The organism is Deinococcus humi (assembly GCF_014201875.1).
GTDB classification, from domain to species: domain Bacteria; phylum Deinococcota; class Deinococci; order Deinococcales; family Deinococcaceae; genus Deinococcus; species Deinococcus humi.
On the sequence record NZ_JACHFL010000012.1, the window covers coordinates 120,747 to 141,203 of the forward strand.

The following is a 20,457-nucleotide window of genomic DNA, read 5'->3' on the forward strand; positions in this document are numbered from 1 at the left end:
AGGGGCCACCCAGATGGTTTTGCCGCATATCTTTCGCGCCCGCAAGAGCTGGGCCGGGGCAGCGGAGGAGGGGCATGACCCGGACCCTCTGATGCCCATAACCAATGGCGGTGACGCAGGATGACGGCGCCCAGGCACGAGGAAACCACACAGCTGTACTCACCACCCGGTGTGGTCAATGTATGGAGAAACTCCTGTTGGAAGTGTCGAAGGGGGTGGCCTAGACTGGCCGCATGACAAAACAGCCGCCCAACCGCCCGCCGCGTGCGGGGCTTCCGCCGCAGGAACGCGACTCGCTGAACAGTGTGGAAACGCAGGAATGGCTGGACTCTCTGGCTTACGTGCTGGCCGACGCGGGGGACCACCGCGCAGCGGAACTGCTGACTGAGCTTGATCATTACGCCTATTTCCAGGGTGCACCCATCGAGTTCAAGCAGAACACCCCGTACATCAATACCATCGACGTCGAGGCCCAGCCCGAATATCCCGGCAACGAGGAACTGGAACGCAAATTCCGCAACGCGATCCGCTGGAACTCGGTGGTCATGGTGCTGCGCGCCAACAAGGCCAGCGACGGCATCGGCGGTCACCTCGCCACCTACGCCAGCGCCGCCGAGTTGCTGGAAGTGGGTTTCAACCACTTCTTCCGCGGGCCGGAAGCCGGACAGGACCGCGATCTGGTGTTCTACCAGGGCCACGCTTCTCCCGGTGTGTACGCCCGCAGCTTCCTGGAAGGCCGCTGGGACGAGGGCCGCATGAACCGCTTCCGGCGCGAGCTGTCGCCGGACGGCCCCGGCCTGTCCAGCTACCCCCACCCCTGGCTGATGCCCGACTACTGGGAATTTCCCACCGTCAGCATGGGTTTGGGGCCGATTCAGGCGATCTACCAGGCGCGCTACATTAAGTACCTGGAAAACCGGGGCCTCAAGCCCAAAGGGGACGCCCGCGTGTGGGCCTTCCTGGGCGACGGCGAGATGGACGAGCCGCAGAGCATCGGCGCGATCCGCTTTGCCGCCTACGAGAACCTGGACAACCTGATCTTCGTTCTGAACGCCAACCTCCAGCGTCTGGACGGCCCGGTACGCGCCAACTCCAAGGTCATTCAGGAGTTCGAGGCACTGTTCCGGGGCGCGGGCTGGAACGTGATCAAGGTGATCTGGGACAGCAAGTGGGACGAGCTGCTGGAAAAGGACTACAACGGCGACATCGTCAAGCGCTTTGAATTGCTGGTGGACGGCGAATCGCAGCGTTATGCGGCCTTCGGCGGCAAGGAATTGCGCGAGAAGTTCTTCAACACCCCCGAACTCAAGCGCCTGATCGAGGGCTGGTCCGACGCCGATCTGGAGCTGCTCAACCGTGGCGGCCACGACGTGCACAAGATCTACGCCGCCTACAAGGCCGCCACCGAACACAAGGGCAGCCCCACCATCATCATCCCGCGCACCGTCAAGGGTTACGGCCTGGGCGAGAGCGCGCAGGCCCGCAACGTGGCCCACAACGTCAAGAAGCTGGACGTAGACAGCCTCAAGGCCCTGCGTACCCTGCTGGAGCTGCCCCTCAGCGACGAGCAGGTGGAGCACATGGAGTACTACAACCCCGGCCCTGACAGCCCGGAAGTGAAGTACGCCCTGGAACGCCGCGCCGCGCTGGGCGGCCTGACTCCCTCGCGCCACGTCGAGTACCCGCACCCCACTGTGCCCACGGGCGAGTTCTACGAGGAATTCGCGGGGGGCAGCAAGGGCCGCGCCGTGTCCACGACGATGGCCGCCGTGTCGATCCTCAGCAAGCTGCTGCGCGACAAGGAGATCGGCAAGTACATTGTTCCCATCGTCCCTGACGAGGCCCGCACCTTCGGGATGGACGCCCTGGTGCCGCGCATCGGCATCTACAGCCCGCGCGGGCAGACCTACACGCCCGTCGACAGCGGCTCGCTGATGGTTTACAAGGAAAGCATCGACGGCCAGATGCTGGAAGAGGGGCTGACCGAGGACGGCGCGATGTCTTCGTGGATCGCCGCCGCCACCAGCTACGCCAACCACGGCGTGCCCACCATTCCCTTCTACGTCTTCTATTCCATGTTCGGCATGCAGCGCATCGGCGATCTGGTGTGGGCGGCGGCGGACCAGATGGCCCGCGGCTTCCTGCTGGGCGCAACCGCCGGGCGCACCACCCTGAACGGTGAGGGCCTGCAGCACCAGGACGGCAACAGCCACCTGCAGGGCTACGTGGTGCCGAACCTCAAAACGTATGACCCGGCCTTCGCCTACGAGCTGGCGGTGATCATCGAGGCGGGCATCCAGCGCATGTACGTGGACGGCATCAACGAGTTCTACTACATCACGGTGGACAACGAGAACGAGGTCCAGCCCGCCATGCCCGACGACGGGCGCAGCCACCAGGAAATCCACGACGGCATCATCAAGGGCCTGTATGTCTTCCAGCGCAGCCCCAACAAGAAGGCCAAGCTGCGCGCCCAGATTCTGGCCAGCGGCCCCGCGATGGACGCTGCGCAGAAGGCGGTGGAGATGCTGGAGGGCTACGGCGTGGCGGCGGACCTGTGGAGCGTGACCAGCTACAAAGAACTCCATCAGGACGCCTTGCTGACCCAGCGCCACAACATGCTCCACCCCACCGAGGAACCCAGGATCAGCTACCTGGCCCAGCAACTGAGCGCGGAGAACGCCCCCGGCGTCCTGATCAGCGTCAGCGATTACGTCAAGCTGGGCGCGGACGGCCTGAACGGCCACCTGGACCGCAAGCTGTGGACGTTGGGCACCGATGGCTTTGGCCGCAGCGAGGGTCGCGCCGAACTGCGTGACTTCTTTGAAGTGGATGCCAGGCATGTCGTCCTGGCCACCCTGTACGCGCTGCAACGCGACGGCAAGGTCAAGGGCGACGTGGTGGCGAAGGCGATTGCCGATCTGGGCATCGATCCCGAACGCGACGCGCCCGTCCTGCGCTAGTCCATCGTTCTCCCCTTCCTTCAATGTGGGGGAGGGGGAAACCGCACGGGGCACCGCAACGCTCCAGAACCCAAATTGAGACCTATCAATACTGATCCACAAGGAGCCTTCCAATGGCGACAGAACTGAAACTCCCCGATGTCGGGGACAACATCGAGAAGGGCACCGTCGTAACTGTGCTGGTGGGGGCGGGCGACACCATTCAAGAGGGCGATCCGATTATCGAGATCGAGACTGACAAGGCCGTCATCGAGGTTCCGGCCTCGGCGGGCGGCACCGTGGAGGCCGTCTCGGTCAATGTGGGCGACACCGTGAGCGTTGGCGGCACCATCCTGACTCTGAGTGGCGGTGATTCGGCCCCGGCGGCAGCGGCTCCCGCGCAGGTCTCCGCCCCTGCGGAGAACGTAGCGTCCGAGCAGGAGAAGGAGGCGGCAACCTCAGCCGCGCCCATCTCGGCGCCGGCCAGCTCGGGCGGCAGCTCCACTGTTGCGCTGCCCGATGTGGGCGACAACATCGAAAAAGGCACTGTCGTGACCGTCCTCGTCAATGTCGGCGACACGGTGAGAGAGGGCGATCCGGTTATTGAGATCGAGACCGACAAGGCCGTCATTGAGGTTCCCTCCAGCGCGGGCGGCACCGTGGAAAGCATCGGCGTGGCCGTGGGCGATACCGTGAACGTGGGCGGCACGATCCTTACCCTGTCGGGCGGCGGCAGCAGCGGCGGTGCAGCAGATGCCTCTTCCCAGCTTCCCGCAACCCAGGGCGGCGGGGATCAGACAGCCACCGTGGAATCCAGCACCACCGCCACTGACGCAGAGACGGCCAACCGTGTGGCGCAGGCCCAGCAGGAATCGCAGAAGGCCCAGGCCGCGCCGAAGGGTGGGCAGGGGGCAGGAGGGCAGGCCCCGGCTCCGGCCACTTCCGGCAACCACGACAAGACCCCCGCCGCCGCAGGGGCCACCACCCAGGCCCCCGGCGCGCAGCGGCCCTACAACACCCAGACCTACGACGGGCGCACAGTGGTTCCCGCCGCACCCAGCGTGCGCCGACTGGCCCGTGAGATCGGCGTGGACATCCACGATGTGCACGGCAGCGGCATCGCGGGACGTATCAGCGAGGAGGATGTGCGCCGCAGTGCCGGAACCCCGAGTGTGCAGCCTGCCGCCCTTACTCCTAGTGCTGGCGCTGCGCCCGCCCCTGCTGCCGCGCAGGTTCAGGCCGCGCCTCTGCCCAATTTCGAGAAGTGGGGCACGGTCAGGCGCGAGGACATGTCCGGCATCCGCAAGGCCACCGTGCGCTCCATGACGGCTTCGTGGACCACCATTCCAATGGTCACGCACTTCGACAAGGCCGACGTCACCGCCATGGAAGAAACCCGCAAACGCTTTGGCGCGCGCGTGGAGAAGGCCGGCGGCAAGTTGACCATGACCCACATCCTGATGAAGGTGGTGGCAAATGCGCTGCGCCAGTTCCCTAAATTCGGCGCGAGCCTGGATCTGGAAGCCCAGCAGGTGGTGTTCAAGGACTTCGTAAATATCGGCGTGGCGGTGGATACCCCGGTCGGCCTGCTGGTCCCGGTGGTCAAGGACGCCGACCGCAAGAGCATCACCGAGCTGGTGCTGGAACTGTCCGAGCTGGCAGGCCGGGCGCGCGAGCGCAAACTCAAGCCCGACGAGATGTCGGGAGCGACGTTCACGATTTCCAACCTGGGTGGGATCGGCGGCCACGCCTTCACGCCCATCGTCAACAGCCCCGAAGTTGCCATTCTGGGCGTCTCGCGCGGCGGCATGGAACCCGTGTGGAACAAGGAGAAGGGCGAGTTTGAGCCGCGCAACATGCTGCCCCTCTCGCTGACCTACGATCACCGCCTGATCGACGGCGCGGACGCGGCCCGCTTCGTGCGCTTCGTCGCCGAGGCGCTGGAGGATCCCTTCCTGATCAGTCTGTAATGGATTTCTGGAATATGGGTAGGCTGTAGCACCAGACAAAATTTGAGGAACCCCCGTCCAATGTGACGGGGTTTTCTTTTGTCGTGAAATTGTCAGGCTTTGTCCTGCATTCTCGCGGCGTGAAGAAATTCCTGCTCCTTGTTCCCGCCCTGCTCGCTGCTTGCGCGCCCGCCTACACTGGCCCTAAACCTGGCCCGAATGAGATCATCGTGGAAGCGGTCAGCACCCTCCCCACTCGTTCTAAGCTCTCGCCGGAAAACGAGGCAGGTGTAATGGGCTTTGCCATGATCTCTGCGCTCCTCGTCAATAACTTCCGGGAATCGCCTACTCGAATCGGTCTGCCTGCCGGCTACGAGAACTTCACGTTTCCGGAAAGCGAGGTTGACTCAGACAAACTCAAACTCCTGAGTGCAAAAGAAGAACCTGTCCACATCAAGATGAATTTGGTCGCTACTAATGCTGACACAAAGAACACCGTAAATCTTGAGTGGGAGAGCCGTCCTATCGGCGGCAAGTTATTAAGCGTGACCGTCAAGGCCAACAGCACCGACACCGCAGTCAATACCCGCACCATTGAGGATCGCCTGATCGCGCAGTTTGTTAAGCAAAATGGCATTCGCCTGATCGCCAGCGGACGCTGAGGCCGCACAACACGACAAGGCCCCGTCCATTGCGGCGGGGCCTTCCTGGTTTTGAACGCGGTCCATATGGACTGTCTGGCCATCGTCGTCTCAGGCGCGGTGTTCCAGGGTCGCCGAGAGCAGCGGTATGGCAATCACCATTTTTACTTCCATCTGGAAAGAGTTCAAGACAGGCTCAATGGGCATCCTGATTTTCTTATCTTTTCGCACAATTTCAGGATTAACGTGGTTCATGACCGCCTCACCGCGTTCGGATCAATGTCCGATCCCTTCCCGTCCGACCTCCCCCGCCCTGCTGGTCGCCGCAGGCATCGGTGCTGGCTTGCTGGTCCGGAACGCCACCAAGCCGCCGCCCACCCCGGAGCAGAAGCGAGAGACGGCCCTGAAGATCATGGAGGTGATGCTGCCCGAGAAGCGTGCCTTCGATGTGCGGCTGTGGGACGGCACGGTGCTGAGCGCTCCCAGGCAACCCGCCCGCGCCACCCTGGTGCTGAACAGTGACTACGCCCTGGACCGGATGTTGCGCTTTCCGCTGGACATTCATATGGGTGAAGCGTACCTGCGCGGCGACTACGACATCGAGGGTGATGTGGGCAGCGTGACCAGTCTCGGCGACGATCTGGAACTGACGCCCACCACGCTGCTTCGCCTGCTGGCGCTGTTACCCGCCCTGCGCCGTACCCGCGAGGGATCCCCTGATCCGCTGGCGATCACGGCCAAACTGGAAGGGCCGTCCCACAGTCGGGGGCGCGATCAGCAGGCCGTCCAGTACCATTACGACGTCTCCAACGATTTTTACAAGCTGTGGCTGGATCGCCGCATGGTCTATTCCTGCGCGTATTTTCCCATCGGCACCGAGACGCTGGACGAGGCGCAGGCCGCCAAGCTGGAGCACATCTGTCGCAAGCTGCGCCTGAAGCCGGGCGAGCGGCTGCTGGATATCGGCTGCGGCTGGGGCGGCATGGCGATCTACGCCGCGCAGCATTACGGCGTGCGGGTGCTGGGCGTGACGCTGTCCGAGGCCCAGCTCCGGGAGGGACAGGCGCGCGTGAGGGCGGCGGGGCTGGACGACTTGGTGAAACTGGAACTGCGTGACTACCGCGATGTGCTCAGAGACGGGGAACAGTTTGACAAGATCAGCAGCATCGGCATGGCCGAGCATGTGGGCAGCAGAAATCTCCCAGCGTACTTCGCCACCGCGTTCGCGGCCCTCAAGCCCGGCGGGCTGATGATGAACCATGCGATTGCCAGCCCCCCCAGTCCGCCCCGGCTGCCGCAGTGGGTAGAGGGCGGCAACTTCGCGGGCAAGTACGTCTTTCCCGACGGTGAACTGCAGCCGATTTACGAGACCCTGCAGCGCGCCTCCGAGGCCGGGTTCGAGGTGCGCGATGTGGAGAACCTGCGCGAACACTACGCCCTGACCCTGCGCCACTGGGCCGACAATCTGGAAGCGCACGGGAACGAGGCCCGCGCCGCGCTGGGCGAGCAGCGCTTCCGGTTGTGGCGTCTGTACCTGAATGCCTGTGTCCCGGCTTTCGAGCGCGGCAACCTCCTGATCTTCCAGAGCCTGCTTGCCAGACCGGACGCGGACCGCAGGGCGCATGTGCCCCTCAGCCGGGCAGACCTGTATACCTAGGGTGAAGCCTGTTTGGGTGCTCGCGTCACTGTCCACGAGGTCTGCGCCAGCGGCTGAGGCCGCACCGAGCCCTTTGCGGGATAGAGCAGGAGTTCCACGCGCTGCTCCCTGACGTCGTACAGGTTGCCGCCGAGCTTGAGCAGCGGTGTGGGACCGCTGGCCGGCGCGGTGACGGGCAGCGTGGTGATGGTGGAACAGCTGCGTTGACAGGCCCGCAGGGACACGCGGTAGGGGCCGGGCGGCAGATTCAGGCGCACGAACGCCTGATAGTTCTGGGTGTCCGTGACCTTGCGGGGGGCGATCAGCGCGTCCAGCGAGGCCTGGATGGGGGGGGCGGGGCGCAGGGCGCCCACCAGCAGCGGAAACGAGAGTGCGGCCAGCAGCCCCGCCGCTGTGACGCCCCCGGCCCAGCCCACGGCGGGGGAACGCTGGGGCATGCGTGCCAGCACGGTGCCCACCGTGACCCAGAACAGCTCGCCCACGAAGGGGCCAGGAACGATCAGGGTGTTGTCATTGGCGGTGGCGATCAGTAGCCCCGAGAGGATGGCGAGGCCCAGTGGATCGTGCTGCCGCCAGGCCGCCGCCGCCGCCGTCCCCAGCAGCACGAACAGCCCCAGCAGCCCCAGCGGCCCGCTCTCGGCCAGCTCCTGCAGCGTGACGTTGTGGGCGATCAGCCACGGCTGGCCCAGGCGGTCTATCCACGCCGGACAGGGGGTCACGCTGCCGTCAGGGGCTGGCCACAGCGTGCAGCCCTCACCGGGCGGAGACAGCCGCGCGCCCAGGCGGTAGCTGCCCACCCCGCTGACGGGCGCGCTGCGGATCACCGACAGGGCGTTGTTCCAGACCAGATCACGTCCGGAAGTGTCGCCATTGCTCAGGCGACTGATGGCGGGCAGGTCCAGGCGCTGTCCCAGGTAAAAGCCCCCGGCCAGCAGCGCCGCCCCGGTCAGAATGCCCAGCGCCACCCGCCGGCTCTGGCGAACGGCAAAACCCAATGCAGCGCCTATCAGAGCGGCAGCCAGCGGTCCCCGGCTGCCGGACAGTAGCAAAATGCCCAGCGCCACCGTGCCCAGCGGTACGCGCCACCACAGGCGGCCCCCTGCGAAAAGGGCCAGCCAGATTCCCGCTGCTCCGGCCAGTCCCAGCGTGATGGGCGTCATGTAGGGATGGCCCAGACGCTGGCTGAGAGGGTTGAGGCCGCTCTCGACGGTCAGACCCAGCGCCGTGATGTACACCACCGCCAGACCGACCCCCAACGGGGCCAGTTGCCGGGCACTGCTCAGGGACGCTCCTACTGCGATAAAGCCAAAAATGAGCAGCGTGCGCGCCAGCGCCAACCCGGAATTGATCAGCGGCTCGGGGGTCAGCAACGCTGGAAGTTGCTGACTCAGAGCGTAAAAACCCAGCACCCACCACGCTGCCCCCGGCAGACGCCGCAGTGCTGGGAGCGCGAAGACCGCCACCGGGGCCAGAAAGTACAGGGGGGCCAGCAGGGCCAACCACACGCGCAGCCACAGCGGGGGCGCGGCAACAGACGCTGGGAGCTGGCGTGAGGGGTCAGTCGCGGTCATGGATGGACCGGTTCAGAAAGAGAGTGCCTAGAGCAAAGACTGAAAAAGGAGATCTTTTCTCCTAGCCCTGCTGGCCGCGGGCCGGTCACCCGTTGCTCAGCCCCGTCCTGTGGGCAGTACCGGGGCCGCGTCCGCCTTCTGGTCCGCCGTGCCGTAGGCGTAGGCGTAGTACGAATCGCCCGTCCGGGCCACCTTATTCAGCACGATGCCCAGGACATTCACGCTGGCAACCCGCGCGTTCTGCAGGCTGCGCTCCACGTCGTTCAGGCGGGTCTTGCCGCCTTCCACCACCAGAATCACGCCGTCGGTGTAGGGGGCCACAGCCAGCGTATCGGGCAGGCCCAACATGGGGGGGGTGTCGATCAGCACGTAGTCGTAGCCCTGCGCCCAGCGGTCCAGATAGGTCCGGAAGGCGGGCTGGTTCAGGATGCTGCCCGCGCCGTCCCCCCGGTGGGGGGTCCCGGCGGGCAACAGATCCACATTGGTGGCCACGTTGGTGGCGTGGGCTGCGTCGGGCCTTAGGAACATCTCGGTCACGGTGTTGGCGGGCGGCAGGGCAGAGTCGGTGCCGGGCAGCGGGTGCGTGCCGATCCGGTCGGGCGCCCACACCTTGAGCTGGGTGGGGCGGCGTAGGTCGGCGTCGATGACCAGGACCTTCTGACCGGCGGCTCCCAGGCTCTCGGCCAGCGCCGCCGTCATGGAACTCTTACCCTCACCGGGGTAGGAGCTGGAAATCACCAGGCGGCGGTGGCTGCCATCGCCCAGCATGGACTGCACGTTGATACGCAGGAAGCCGATGCTCTCGTACAGCGGCCCGCTGTGGCTGGCGGGCAGGAATCCGGCGCTCATGTTGCGGCGCCGCACCAGCGGCAGCTGCGCCAGCACCGGCAGGCCCAGTGGCAGCAGATCCTCGGTGCCGTTGACCCGGCGGCGCAGACTGTCGCTCAGCAGCACCAGCCCAGTCACCAGGAACAGCGAAAGCAGCCCGGCCAGCGCCGCATTGCGCAGCGGGCGCGGCGACACGGGACGGTTGGGGGCCACCGCGTCGGCCACCGGGATCAGCGTGCCGGTTGCTGCCGTTTCCAGAACGGCCATTTGCGACAGGTTTTGCAGCACCTGGCCGCGCGCCGCCACCAGGCTCTGGCGCTCCAGCGGGTCATTGATTGAGTCGATGCGCGCCGTCAGGTTCTGGAGCTGGGCCTGCAGGCTCTGGCGCGAGCGGGTCACGCTCTGCTTGGCGCGGTCATTGTCCCAGGCCAGCAGCGCAGCGACGCCGTCCTCGGCCAGCTGGCGGGCTGCCTCGGGCGTCTCACCCTGCGCCTGGATCTCGTACACACCGCGCTGCTGGGTGTCCAGGCGGGCACGCACCTTCAGGCGGCTGAACGCGTTGGCCGAGAGCTCCTTGCTCAGGTCGCTGCTCATCTTGCCCACAATCTCGGGAGGTAGATCGCTCTTTTCGAGCCTGTCAATGATGGTCGTGACCAGACTGCGGCTGTGCAACACCTGTTCCACCGCTCCCTGGGGCAGTGGGGGGGCCGTGACCAGCGTGTTGTTGATCAGCGAGTTCTGGGCGTTGCTGTCCACTGCGATGATGCTGGCGCTGGACTCGTAGACCGGAGCCTGCCGGCTGGACAGCAGATATGTCGCCCCGGCGACCACCACAGGCGTCAGGATCAGGAGCGGCGCGTACCGTCTGAGGGTGCCGAAAACCTGTCGGAGGTCAATTTGATCCGCATTCACGGGACGGGGAGGCGCACTCTGCATTCAAAATGAGTGTAACCTCTGAAAGTGAGGAACCCTCACATTTGATTAAGCAGAGTAAGTGAAACTCGTCCTAGAAGGGCCGACTCTCACCTATGTCCATCATAAACGGACTCCTCCTAGATCACGCCCCCACCCAGCATCAGCCGCAGCGCGCCCAGTACGGCCACGATTGCGTTCAGCGTAAGGGCGCCCCGGTCACGCCCCAGTGCCCCGAAGATCAGGCCCAGGACAGCAGGAGGCAGGACGAAAATCCAGTTGAGCCAGCCGAAAAAGGGCAGGAAGCCCAGCAGCAGGCCGAGCGCGGCGAGGATTCCGAAAACCAGCGAAAGGACTCTCATGCCTTCAGGTACGCGCCAGATGGAAAGGAAGTTGCGTGCAGACAGGTGGAGTTTGGAGGCGCTAGCCTGACACGGTGACCTCCTCTGCCCCCAAAAAACCCGCTGGGCGCGGCGTGGCGCCTCTGCCAAAGGGAGCCAGGGAGCGCGCTCCGCAGGTGCTGGCCTCGCTTGAACGGCTGTATCCCGATGCCCGCACCGAGCTTGCTTTCAGGACGCCCTTTGAACTGCTGGTCGCCACTGTCCTGAGTGCCCAGGCGACGGACGTCAGCGTGAATGCCGCCACGCCCGCCCTGTTCGAGAGGTATCCCGACGCCCATGCCATGGCCCAGGCTGAAGCGGAGGACCTCGAGCCGTTTATCCGGCGCATCGGGTTGTTTCGGGGCAAGGCCCGCAATCTGGCGGCGCTGGCCCGGCTGCTGGTGGAGCGGCACGGCGGCGAGGTGCCGGATGATTTTGAGGCGGTGGTGGCCCTGCCCGGCGCGGGCCGCAAGACTGCCAACGTGGTCCTGAGCAACGCTTACGGCTTTCCGGCCATTGCCGTGGACACCCACGTGGGCCGCCTGTCGCGCCGCCTGGGCCTGAGTGTGCAGACCAACCCGGACCGGGTGGAAACGGATCTGCAAAAGCTGTTTCCCCGCGAACGCTGGGTCTTCCTGCATCACGCGCTGATCCTGCACGGGCGGCGCGTGTGCATGGCCCGCAACCCGCAGTGTGGAGCGTGCGAATTGGCAGCGTTCTGCCCGAAAGTCGGGGTGGAGGCTTGAGGAGACGTCCCCTGACACACCGTGAGACGCCCCTCTGATGACCTGGCGATTCTCCCCGCAGGTGTGGCTGTACCTGACCACCTCGTTGTCCTTCGGGTTGGCGCAGGCGTTTCTGGCACTGTTCCTGAACTTCTACCTGCGGGCGCTGGGGCTGGGGCCGGAGTGGCAGGGTGTCATGAACGCGCTGCCGGCGTTGACGCTGGTCTTTCTCAGCCTGCCCGCCGTGGCGCTGGCCCGGCGCATCAGCAACGCGCACACCATCAAGATCGGGGTGGCCCTGAGTCTGGTGGGCACACTGATTCTGGCGCTGGCCGGGGGTGCGGGCGGGGTGGTGGTCGGCGCACTGGTCCAGGGGGCGGGCGCGGCGCTGCTGACCGTCGCCGGCTCACCCTTCATGGCCAACAACAGCGACGAGCGCAGCCGCGTGACCCTGTTCAGTGTCCAGAGCGCGTTAATGACCGGCGCGGGCTTTGTCGGCAACATGCTCGGCGGGCGCGTGCCGGAAGCCTACGCGCAGATCACGTCTACCGAGCCGGATGGACTGGGGGCGCTGCGAACGGCCCTGTTCGCAGCCACCGCGCTGCAACTGCTGGGGTTGCTTCCGGCCCTGAAACTGAAACCCAGCGGCAAGTCCTCGCAGAGCGGACGGAGCTTTGCCGTGCGCGACAAGGCGACGATGTTCCGGCTGATCTTTCCCAACCTGCTCGTCGGCCTGGGGGCCGGCGCCACCATTCCCTTCCTGAACGTGTTTATCGAGGGTAAATTCAGGATTGACTACGCCAGTCTGGGCCAGCTGTTCGCGTGGGCCAGTCTGGCGACGGCGGCCACCGCGCTGCTTCAGCCGCTTCTGGTGCGCCGACTGGGGCAGTTGCAGGTGGTCTTGCTGGTGCAGGCCAGCAGCCTGCCGTTCCTGGCATTGCTGGGCTTCGCGCCGCACCTGTGGATGGTCACCCTGGCCCTGTTCACACGCGGGGCCCTGATGAACGCCGCGGGGCCGGTGTACGGAGCCTACGCCATGTCCTCGCTGGAGGAAAATGACCGCCCCATGTACTCGGCCCTCAACGTGATCGCCTGGGACTCGGGCTGGGCCGTCAGCAGCGTGGTGGCGGGCGTGGTACGCGGCCAGTTGCCATTCGCTCTGGCCTTTCAGTTGCTGTTTGCGTGGACCCTGCTGATGTACGCCGGCAGCGTGCTGGCCATCTACCTGGGGCTATACCGCCCGGCGCGACGCCAGGCCCTGACCTCGCCGGTGTAGGGAAGGGGCAAACCCTAAGCCCCCGCCCCGGCCTCAAGGCAATCCGTCTCACATCCCGGCTTCCTTATCTCTGTTAGCCTATTTTGTTCGAGTGGGGCCGCCCTTTGTCGTGTCGAAACCGGTGTCCCTCAGCAGCAGGCCAGCTTCTATCTAGGCCAGAGGGGTGATTTTTTGACCGCAGCAGCCAAACAACCAGTACCAGATCTTTTTCCAGCGCCTATCAAGTCCGTTGAGGCCGACAGCCCCGCCGCACAAGCAGGGGTGCGCCCCGGCGATGTGCTGCTGCGCGTCAACGGCGAGGCCGTGACCGACGTGCTGGCCTACCGCCATCGGCTCTCCCAGGGCCGGGCCACGTTGGAAATTGCCCGCCCCAAAGAGGCACCGCGCGCCATGACTGGCGTGCCCGGCACCGCGCAGGACCACCACCGCCTGCAGATGGTGGCGCCGCCCAGCCTGGACGACACCTTCACCTTCGACGTGGAGTGGGAAGATCCGGGCCTGGAATTCGAGGAAGTGCTGTTCGACGGCATTCACCTCTGCGCCAACAAGTGCGATTTCTGCTACGTCCATCAGATGCCGCGCGGCTTTCGCAAGAGCCTGTACATCATGGACGACGACTACCGCCTGTCCTTTCTCTACGGCTCGTTCGTCACGCTGACCAACCTGTCTGAGAGCGATATCAACCGGATTCTGGACGAGAACCTGTCGCCGCTGTATGTCTCGGTGCACACGGCCAACCAGGACCTGCGCCAGAACATGATGAAGTGGTGGAAACTCAAGGTCAAAGACCAGCAGGCCGTGCAGATCCGCAGCATGATCGAGCGGCTGGAATCCATCGATCTATACACCCAGATCGTGCTGGTGCCCGAGCGCAACGACGGCGAGAACCTTGACGACACCGTGGAGTATCTGAGCAGCCGCCCCAACGTGATCAGCGCGGCGGTGGTGCCGATTGGCCTGACCTCGCACCGCACCAATCTGCCGGACGTGCGGACGTTCAACAGGGAAGAGGCCCGCGACAGCCTGCGCCGCCTGAACGTGTGGCGCAAGAAGTTCCTGAACGAGCGCGGTACCCGTTTCGTGTTCCCCTCCGACGAACTGTACCTGCTGGCCGGCGAGCCGTTGCCCAGCGAGGAGGAGTACGAGGGCTTTCCCATGCTGGAAAACGGCGTGGGCATGATCCGTGACTTTCTCACCGAAGATTTGCCCGAATTGCCTGCCTCCCTGCCGGAGCCGCGCAAGGTGATTCTGGGCACCGGTACGCTGTTCGCCGAATCGCTGGACCGCGCTGTGGAACCCTTGCGGGCCATTGGGGGTCTGACGCTGGAGGTCCGCGCCGTGACCAACAAGACCTTCGGCCCCGTGACTACGGTGGCGGGCCTGCTGACCGGACGCTGCTTTCGGCACGCCATTAAGACGGGCGAGGCCGATCTGCTGATCGTCCCGCCCACCACACTGCGCTACGGCACCGAGCTGATGCTGGACGACGTGAGCCTGGGCGAGTTGCGCCAGGAATTCCGCATGGACGTGCGGGCGGGCGGCGCGACGCTGGGTGAACTGGCCCGCGTGATTCTGGACGGCGCCCAGAGCAGCGGCCACCAGTGGGGCATGAGTGCCCACGCGGTCAAGGACAGCGGCCACACGCCACTGGAAATCGAGGTGCCCGAACGGGGGATGCGCGGGCAGGCGTAGGGACAGCCAGGTCACCAGATGGTCCAGCCGCGAGCAAACGTGTTGCGGCTGGACCTTTTGGGTTAGGCCTCACGGCCCACGTTATGAAGGGCTAGGGCACCACCACCTTTCCGAGTGTGCCGTATTGGACCACCACGGCCTCACCCACGGCCACCGCCGTGCCCTCGCGCACCAGCGCCACCACAGCGCCGCCGAAGCCCGCCCCGGTGATCCGCGCTCCGAACACGTCCGCCTGGGCCTGCAACAGCGCCACCAGCTCGTCCACTTGGGGGTGTGACACCTCGTAATCGTCGCGCAGGCTGGCGTGCGTGGCGTTCATCAGCTGGCCGAAGGTGGCAGCGTCGGCCTCTAGCCCGGCCAGTACGCGAGTGTTCTCGGACACCACGTGGCGGGCACGTTCCCGCAGAGGAGAGGGCAGCGTTTCCACCGCCGCAATGTCGGTCACGTCGCGTAGTTGCGGGACACCCAGCAACTCGGCTGCCGCTTCTACCTGGGCGCGGCGCTCGTTGTAGCCGCTCTCGGCCAGACGGCGCGGCACGCCCGAGTCCATCACCAGCACCTCGGCCCCCGCCGGAAACGGCACGGCGCGGCGTTCCAGGCTGCGGGTATCGATCAGCAGCATGGTCCGGGTGTCGGCCAGGCTGCTGGCGAGCTGGTCCATCACGCCGCACTGGACGCCCACGAACTCGTGTTCCACCTGCACGCCGCGTAGTGCGAGGGCCACGTTGTCCAGATCGAGGCCGTACAGCTCGCGCAGAGCCCGCAAGGTAGCCACCTCCAGCGCTGCGCTGCTGCTTAGCCCGCCGCTGGGCACTTCACTGGTGACGTGGACATTCAGCCCCTCGGTCACGCCGCTCAGGTTCAGGCAGCCGGTCAGGTAGGGGGCGAAGTCCTCGCCCACCTCTCCCACCGGGACATGCAGCGTCCGGTCAAGATTGGCGCTGTACAGCACATGCGTGTCGGTGCCGTTGCGTCGGAGGCCCACCGTTGCCCGCTGCGGAATGGCGGTGGGCAGCACGAAGCCACCCTGGTAGTCGGTGTGCTCACCCAGCAGATTCACCCGCCCCGGCGCAGAGGCCGAGACTTCTGGTGCCTGCCCGAACACCTGCTCAAACGTGGTCAAGATTCACCTCCCGTAGTTCTGCGGCCGCCACTTCGGGGAACTTGTCGTTGGCGAATTCGCCCGCCCCCTGCTCCGTGCCGGCCAGATACTTCATGCGGCCTGGGGCCCGCAGGTACGGGTACAGCTCGATGTGGAGGGGAAACTCGGGATGGGGTGCGTCCAGCGGCGCTTGATGCACGGTCAGCAGGTACGGCATCCGCACGCCGAACAGGGCGTCCAGACGCAGCAGCGCGTCCTTCAGCACCCGGGCAAAAGCGTCGCGCTCCTCGTCCGTCAGCTCGGACAGCAGGCTGACCGGACGGGTGGGCACAATCCACGTCTCGTAGGTGTAGCGCGCAAACGGCGGCACCACGCTCAGCGCCGCTCCCCCGTCGTGAATAAGACGCTCCCCCGCCGCCCGTTCCGCCGCCACGAAATCCAGCAGCCAGGGCGTCCCGGTCTCGGTCTGGTGTTTCTGGGCCATCTCCAGCATCCGGCCAGCCACGGGTGGAATGTGGTCATAGGCATAAATCTGCCCGTGGGGATGGTGCAACGTCACCCCTACCTCCACGCCGCGGTTCTCGAAGGCCAGCACGCTTTTGATGACCCCACCTTCCGCAAAACGCGACGTCCGGTCCGCCCACACGGTCAGCAGCAAACCCATCTGCGCGTCACTGAGATCGGAGAGCCGTCCCGCTGCGTTCTGGCTGAAGACCACGACTTCGCATGCCCCCACGCCTGCCCGCGTGTCTGCCGGGCCGGGCGGAGGTTCAGGCGCATTCAGGGTCAGGCTGGGAAAGCGGTTGGCGAAGACGGCCAGATCGTATTGCCCGCGCGGCAACTCGGTGGGATGGTCCGGGTCCGAAGTCGGCGCCAGGGGATTGTATTCGGGTGGGGGAAGGAAAGTCCGGCCCAGACGGTGGGCCGCATACATGACCCACTCGCCGCGCAGGGGGTGCCAGCGCATGACTGGGCGCGCGTCCACAGGGTCCGGGCTGGGGCTGGGAATCTCAGACGTGACCACGATGGGGTGAAGCCCGTACAGCGTCAGCGGGCGGCCATCCGGTTTCAGGTATTCCTCCTGATACGTCTGGGGGGTAGTGGCGGTCATAGCGGCCACTGTGCGCCGTGCGCGGGCAGATCGCCCACGCGCGAATCGGTCAGGTTGAATGTTGCGCGGCTGAATCGGGTCACGGCTCCTCCAAGACTTTCGGTGAGGGTGGTGGGACGGTCCGGTCCGCTGATCTCCAGGCAACGCCGCAGCAACGCCAGTCCATCGGCGTCCAGCATGGCAATCGGATCGCTGCTGGCCCGCAGGCCGCCCACCACGTCCAGCATGGCGGCGATGGTGTGGCGCTCGGTGGCGGTCAGCAGGCTCAGTTCGCGGCGGCAGATGGCCACGTCCGGGTCCGGCTGGTACCAGGCGTGCTGATACCAGCGCGACAGGGCAGTGTGCAGCGCGTTGCGGGCGCTGGGGCCAGTGGCGTCGCCCAGCCAGACGCGGCGCGAGTCCTCGTCCCACAGCGGGGCCACGTCCGGCCCGGTGCGCATGGCGTCCACGAGGCCGACGCTGGCGGCCAGCGGCGCGCCGCAGCCCAGCAGGAAGGCGTCCTCCCCGGCCCCGTCGCGCAGGGCTTGCAGGCCCATGCGGTATGCCTGCGCCCGGCCCACCGTCGGGTCGTGCCGCACCCCTGGCAGCGCCGCGCCGTACAGGAAATCCAGCTTCAGATACGGGTAGCCCCAGCTGCGCGCCGTAGCGGCCAGCTCACGCAACCACGCCAGCACCTGCGGGTGTGTGGTGTCCAGCGCGTGGTACGCCCCGCCCCAGTTGTGCCCCACACTGAGCGGCCTGCCGTCCTCGCCGCGCAGCATCCACTCGGGATGATCGGCAAACAGCTGCGAGGTCGGCGAGGCCAGGAAGGGGGCCAGCCACAGTCCCGCCGTGAAGCCCAGTTGGTTCAGCCCTGCCGGGAGATCACGGGCGTGCCCGCCGAAGTGGTCTGAGGCGGTGAACCAGTCGCCCAGATCGCTCTGGAAGCCGTCGTCCAGCTGAAACACGTCGAAGGGGAGGTTGTGCTGCCGGGCCAGCCGGGCATTCTCCAGCATCGCTTCCAGCGTCACGCCCCGGTAATAGCTGTACCAGCTGCACCAGACCCGCTGCGGCGCCGGCGTGCGGGCGTGCATGTTCTGCCCCAGCTCGGCGGCGCGGCGCTCCAGTGTGAGGATCACGTCGTCCGTGTCGTCCCAGGTCAGCTCGACATCCGGTCCCTCTACGGTGGCCGACACATGCACTGCGTCACCTTTGGCCCGCGCCTCCCAGTGGATGAAGCTGCCCGTGGCATCCTTGGCCGCGCCCACCCAGCCGCCGCCGTCAGGACGGACCAGCGCCAGCACGGTATGACTGCGCCACACCCCCGCCTCGCCACTGGGCAGAAAGGCTGGATCGTGGCCCTGTTCATGTCGCCAGGCCATCAGCGGGACGGCCTGGACGTCGGTCAGCGGGCGCAGCTCCGCCTCACTCCACGACTGGTAACCGCTAATCAGCACACGGACGTGGGCAGGAGCTATTGAGAGGTTCCATTCAGGCATTTTGATTCTCCAGCACAACACTGTCCAGCACGGTGAAACTGACCGGGTTCAGCGTGCGTCCGTTCCACTCCACCGCGTCCGGATTCCAGTTCTGCAGCAGCGTTTTTCCGGCGCGTCGGCTGAGCCGCACGCCGTCTGGCAGTGGGACGATGGGCACGCCTGCGTTCGTCAGCACCTCGGCCAGCACAGTGCCGACAAGCTGGGCGCTGTGCGCGCCGATCACGGTGACGTTGTCCTTGCGGATCACCGCGCTCTGGCCGTCCAGCGGGCCGCCGGAGTAGCTGTACAGGGTCTGCGCGTCCTGGGTGCGGTAGCTCTCGGCCCAGCCGTGTGCCTCGAATGTGCCGCCGTCGCCCTCGATCTGCTGAGCAAGGGTGGGGCGCAGCGAATCGTACTGAAGCAGTTTCGCGCCCACCAGGGCCGACAGCGGGCCGAACTGCCCGTCCGCCCAGGTTTCGCCGCCGGGCGTGCGGAAGGCGGTGCGCGGGCCGCAGACCAGTTTCGCCCCGGCTTCCACCGCAGCTGTCCAATGCGCCGACCGCTCCTGCGAGACCAGGGTGATGGCCGGCGCGACGATCACCGCGTAACCGCTCAGGTCGGCGTCGGCGTGAATCACATCCACATCCATGCCCAGCGCCCGCAGCGCCGAATAGTAGGTCAGCGTCTGGGTCCAGTAGCTGAGGCTGGCGCTGTGTTTCTGCTCGTCGTAAAGCCACAGGCTCTCGTAGTCATGAAGCAAGGCGACTCTCGCGGCTACCTCGCCCACCGGAAACTGCGTGGTGTCCAGTTCGGCCACCTCGGCGTAGCCGCGGTCCGTCGTCTCGTCGTGCCGCAGCAGACCGCTGTGCATGACCTCCTGCGCCATTGTGGCGGCCCGCCAGCGAAAGTAGCTGACGACATCCGCGCCGTGTGCCCACGCCTGCGCCGTCCACAGTTGCACCGCCCCCTCGGCAGGCAGCGGGTTGAAGGGCGCCCAGTTGACCTGCCCGCACTGTTGCTCCATTACCCAGGGGCCGTTCGGCGTGCCCTGGCCCTCGCGTCCCAGCGCGTTGTGGCCGCCCAGCACGCCCCGGTACAGGTCATGGTTGAAGGCGATCAGATCCGGCTGTCCCGTCCGCGCAAAGTGGGTCTTCACGTCCTCGCCGCTGCCGGATGGAGCGAAGAATTCCAGCATACCCAGCGGGTAATTGTCCCAGGTCACGAAGTCCAGACCCCGCGCCACGGCGTAGTGGTCAAAGCCCGTCTCGAAGATCATGAAGTTGTGCGTGATGAAGCGCCCCGGCGACAGCTCACGCAGGATCGCCACCTGCTCGGCCTGAAACTCGGCAATCATGTCCGAGGCGAAGCGGTAGAAATCCAGCACATGCGACGGGTTTGGCTCAGTCACTGTCAGATTGGGAGGCTTGATCTGCGCCCAGTCGTTGTATTCCATGCTCCAGAAGACGTTGCCCCAGGCGGTGTTCAGGGCCTCCAGCGTGCCGTATCTGCGCTCCAGCCAGCCTGGAAAGGCGGCGGCACTGGCTCCGCCATAACTGCGGGCCGTGTTGTGGCAGCCGAACTCGTTGTCCGTCTGCCAGCCCGCCACCGCTGGATGGTTGCCGTAGCGTTCGGCCATCGCCCGCGTGATGCGCCGGGAATGCTCGCGGTAGACCGCCGAGGCGAAATCGTACTGCCGCCGTGATCCGAACTCGCGGACGCGACCCTGGGCATCAATCGGTAGAATTTCGGGGTGGGCGCGCACCAGCCACGCCGGCGGTGTGGGCGTCGGCGTGCACAGCACCACGCGCATGCCCGCAGCATGGTAAGCCTCGATAGCCGTGTCCAGCCAGGCCCAGTCGTACTGGCCGGGCAGCGGCTCCATGCGGCTCCAGGCGAATTCGGCGATTCGCACGTAGGTCAGGCCCAGTTCCCTCTGCTGCTGCGCGTAGCGCGCCCAGCGGTCTGGCGGCACATGCTCCGGATAATCGCAGGAACCGAGCAGGAGATGGGGGGCGGGGGTGGCGTCGGATTGGGTCATGGCATGTCCTGGGGAGTGGAAGTCGAAAAGTCTGAAGGATCACGGGGATGACTCAGACAGGCTAAACCGCACGGTATGAATGTGGGTTGTCGTTCTGTTCAGGGAGATCTGGGCTGGCGTTTAGTTTTCCCCTCCAGCCATTGCTCGGGAGGAGGGGAAAGACGCCTGGGCCTTGG

15 protein-coding genes are annotated in these 20,457 nt (G+C 65.9%); 7 read left to right on the forward strand and 8 right to left on the reverse strand.

What is annotated here, in order from left to right; translation table 11 throughout:
- Positions 1-233 precede the first annotated feature (233 nt).
- The 3 genes from aceE (at position 234) to HNQ08_RS18790 (ending at position 5,553) form a co-directional block, all read left to right on the forward strand.
- On the forward strand, positions 234-2,963 hold the full coding sequence (aceE, locus tag HNQ08_RS18780; protein ID WP_184135575.1) for a pyruvate dehydrogenase (acetyl-transferring), homodimeric type: 2,730 nt from the start codon (positions 234-236) through the stop codon (positions 2,961-2,963).
- A 113-nt stretch (positions 2,964-3,076) separates the two neighbouring features.
- Entirely contained in the window at positions 3,077-4,912 is a 1,836-nt protein-coding gene (locus tag HNQ08_RS18785) for a 2-oxo acid dehydrogenase subunit E2 (RefSeq protein WP_184135578.1), read from the forward strand.
- A 119-nt stretch (positions 4,913-5,031) separates the two neighbouring features.
- Entirely contained in the window at positions 5,032-5,553 is a 522-nt protein-coding gene (locus HNQ08_RS18790; protein WP_184135581.1) for a hypothetical protein, read from the forward strand.
- A gap of 90 nt (positions 5,554-5,643) precedes the next feature.
- Here HNQ08_RS18790 and HNQ08_RS18795 read toward each other — a convergent pair whose 3' ends face one another.
- Positions 5,644-5,787, reverse strand: coding sequence for a hypothetical protein (locus tag HNQ08_RS18795; protein WP_184135583.1), 144 nt, complete (start codon positions 5,785-5,787; stop codon positions 5,644-5,646).
- On the opposite strand from HNQ08_RS18795, the gene HNQ08_RS18800 reads away from it, so the two are divergent.
- Positions 5,786-7,189 carry an SAM-dependent methyltransferase gene (locus tag HNQ08_RS18800; protein ID WP_184135585.1) on the forward strand — a complete coding sequence of 468 codons (1,404 nt, stop codon included), beginning with the start codon at positions 5,786-5,788 and terminating at the stop codon, positions 7,187-7,189. The two genes, HNQ08_RS18795 and HNQ08_RS18800, sit on opposite strands and share 2 nt — an antisense overlap.
- Here the strand turns inward: HNQ08_RS18800 and HNQ08_RS18805 are convergent.
- The 3 genes from HNQ08_RS18805 to HNQ08_RS18815 form a co-directional block, all read right to left on the reverse strand.
- Complete coding sequence (locus HNQ08_RS18805; RefSeq protein ID WP_184135587.1) at positions 7,186-8,760, reverse strand: O-antigen ligase family protein; 1,575 nt, start codon at positions 8,758-8,760, stop codon at positions 7,186-7,188. The two genes, HNQ08_RS18800 and HNQ08_RS18805, sit on opposite strands and share 4 nt — an antisense overlap.
- Positions 8,761-8,856: 96 nt before the next feature.
- Entirely contained in the window at positions 8,857-10,524 is a 1,668-nt protein-coding gene (locus tag HNQ08_RS18810) for a P-loop NTPase (RefSeq protein WP_184135590.1), read from the reverse strand.
- Between the two features lie 116 nt (positions 10,525-10,640).
- Positions 10,641-10,862, reverse strand: coding sequence for a hypothetical protein (locus tag HNQ08_RS18815; RefSeq protein ID WP_184135592.1), 222 nt, complete (start codon positions 10,860-10,862; stop codon positions 10,641-10,643).
- 74 nt (positions 10,863-10,936) lie between these two features.
- Here HNQ08_RS18815 and nth point away from each other — a divergent pair, with 74 nt between their 5' ends.
- From nth to HNQ08_RS18830, 3 genes are all read left to right on the forward strand, one after another.
- Positions 10,937-11,626 (forward strand): endonuclease III, encoded by a 690-nt coding sequence (gene nth, locus HNQ08_RS18820; protein ID WP_229790125.1) that lies wholly within the window; start codon positions 10,937-10,939, stop codon positions 11,624-11,626.
- A 37-nt stretch (positions 11,627-11,663) separates the two neighbouring features.
- Positions 11,664-12,881 carry an MFS transporter gene (locus tag HNQ08_RS18825; RefSeq protein WP_184135595.1) on the forward strand — a complete coding sequence of 406 codons (1,218 nt, stop codon included), beginning with the start codon at positions 11,664-11,666 and terminating at the stop codon, positions 12,879-12,881.
- A gap of 171 nt (positions 12,882-13,052) precedes the next feature.
- A complete protein-coding gene (locus HNQ08_RS18830) occupies positions 13,053-14,573 on the forward strand; it encodes a DUF512 domain-containing protein (protein WP_184135597.1) in 1,521 nt (506 codons plus the stop codon).
- Between the two features lie 91 nt (positions 14,574-14,664).
- Here HNQ08_RS18830 and galK read toward each other — a convergent pair whose 3' ends face one another.
- From galK to HNQ08_RS18850, 4 genes are read right to left on the reverse strand one after another with little or no spacing between them, the layout of a single operon-like run.
- Positions 14,665-15,696 carry a galactokinase gene (gene galK / locus HNQ08_RS18835; protein ID WP_184135599.1) on the reverse strand — a complete coding sequence of 344 codons (1,032 nt, stop codon included), beginning with the start codon at positions 15,694-15,696 and terminating at the stop codon, positions 14,665-14,667.
- Complete coding sequence (galT, locus tag HNQ08_RS18840) at positions 15,683-16,786, reverse strand: galactose-1-phosphate uridylyltransferase (RefSeq protein WP_184135601.1); 1,104 nt, start codon at positions 16,784-16,786, stop codon at positions 15,683-15,685. The genes galK and galT overlap by 14 nt, the downstream gene beginning before the upstream one ends.
- Positions 16,783-18,264: a glycoside hydrolase family 36 protein gene (locus tag HNQ08_RS18845; protein ID WP_184135603.1), complete on the reverse strand. Its 1,482-nt coding sequence runs from the start codon at positions 18,262-18,264 to the stop codon at positions 16,783-16,785. Before HNQ08_RS18845 ends, galT begins: the two co-directional genes overlap by 4 nt.
- On the reverse strand, positions 18,257-20,281 hold the full coding sequence (locus HNQ08_RS18850) for a beta-galactosidase (protein WP_184135605.1): 2,025 nt from the start codon (positions 20,279-20,281) through the stop codon (positions 18,257-18,259). The genes HNQ08_RS18845 and HNQ08_RS18850 overlap by 8 nt, the downstream gene beginning before the upstream one ends.
- Positions 20,282-20,457: the final 176 nt, after the last annotated feature.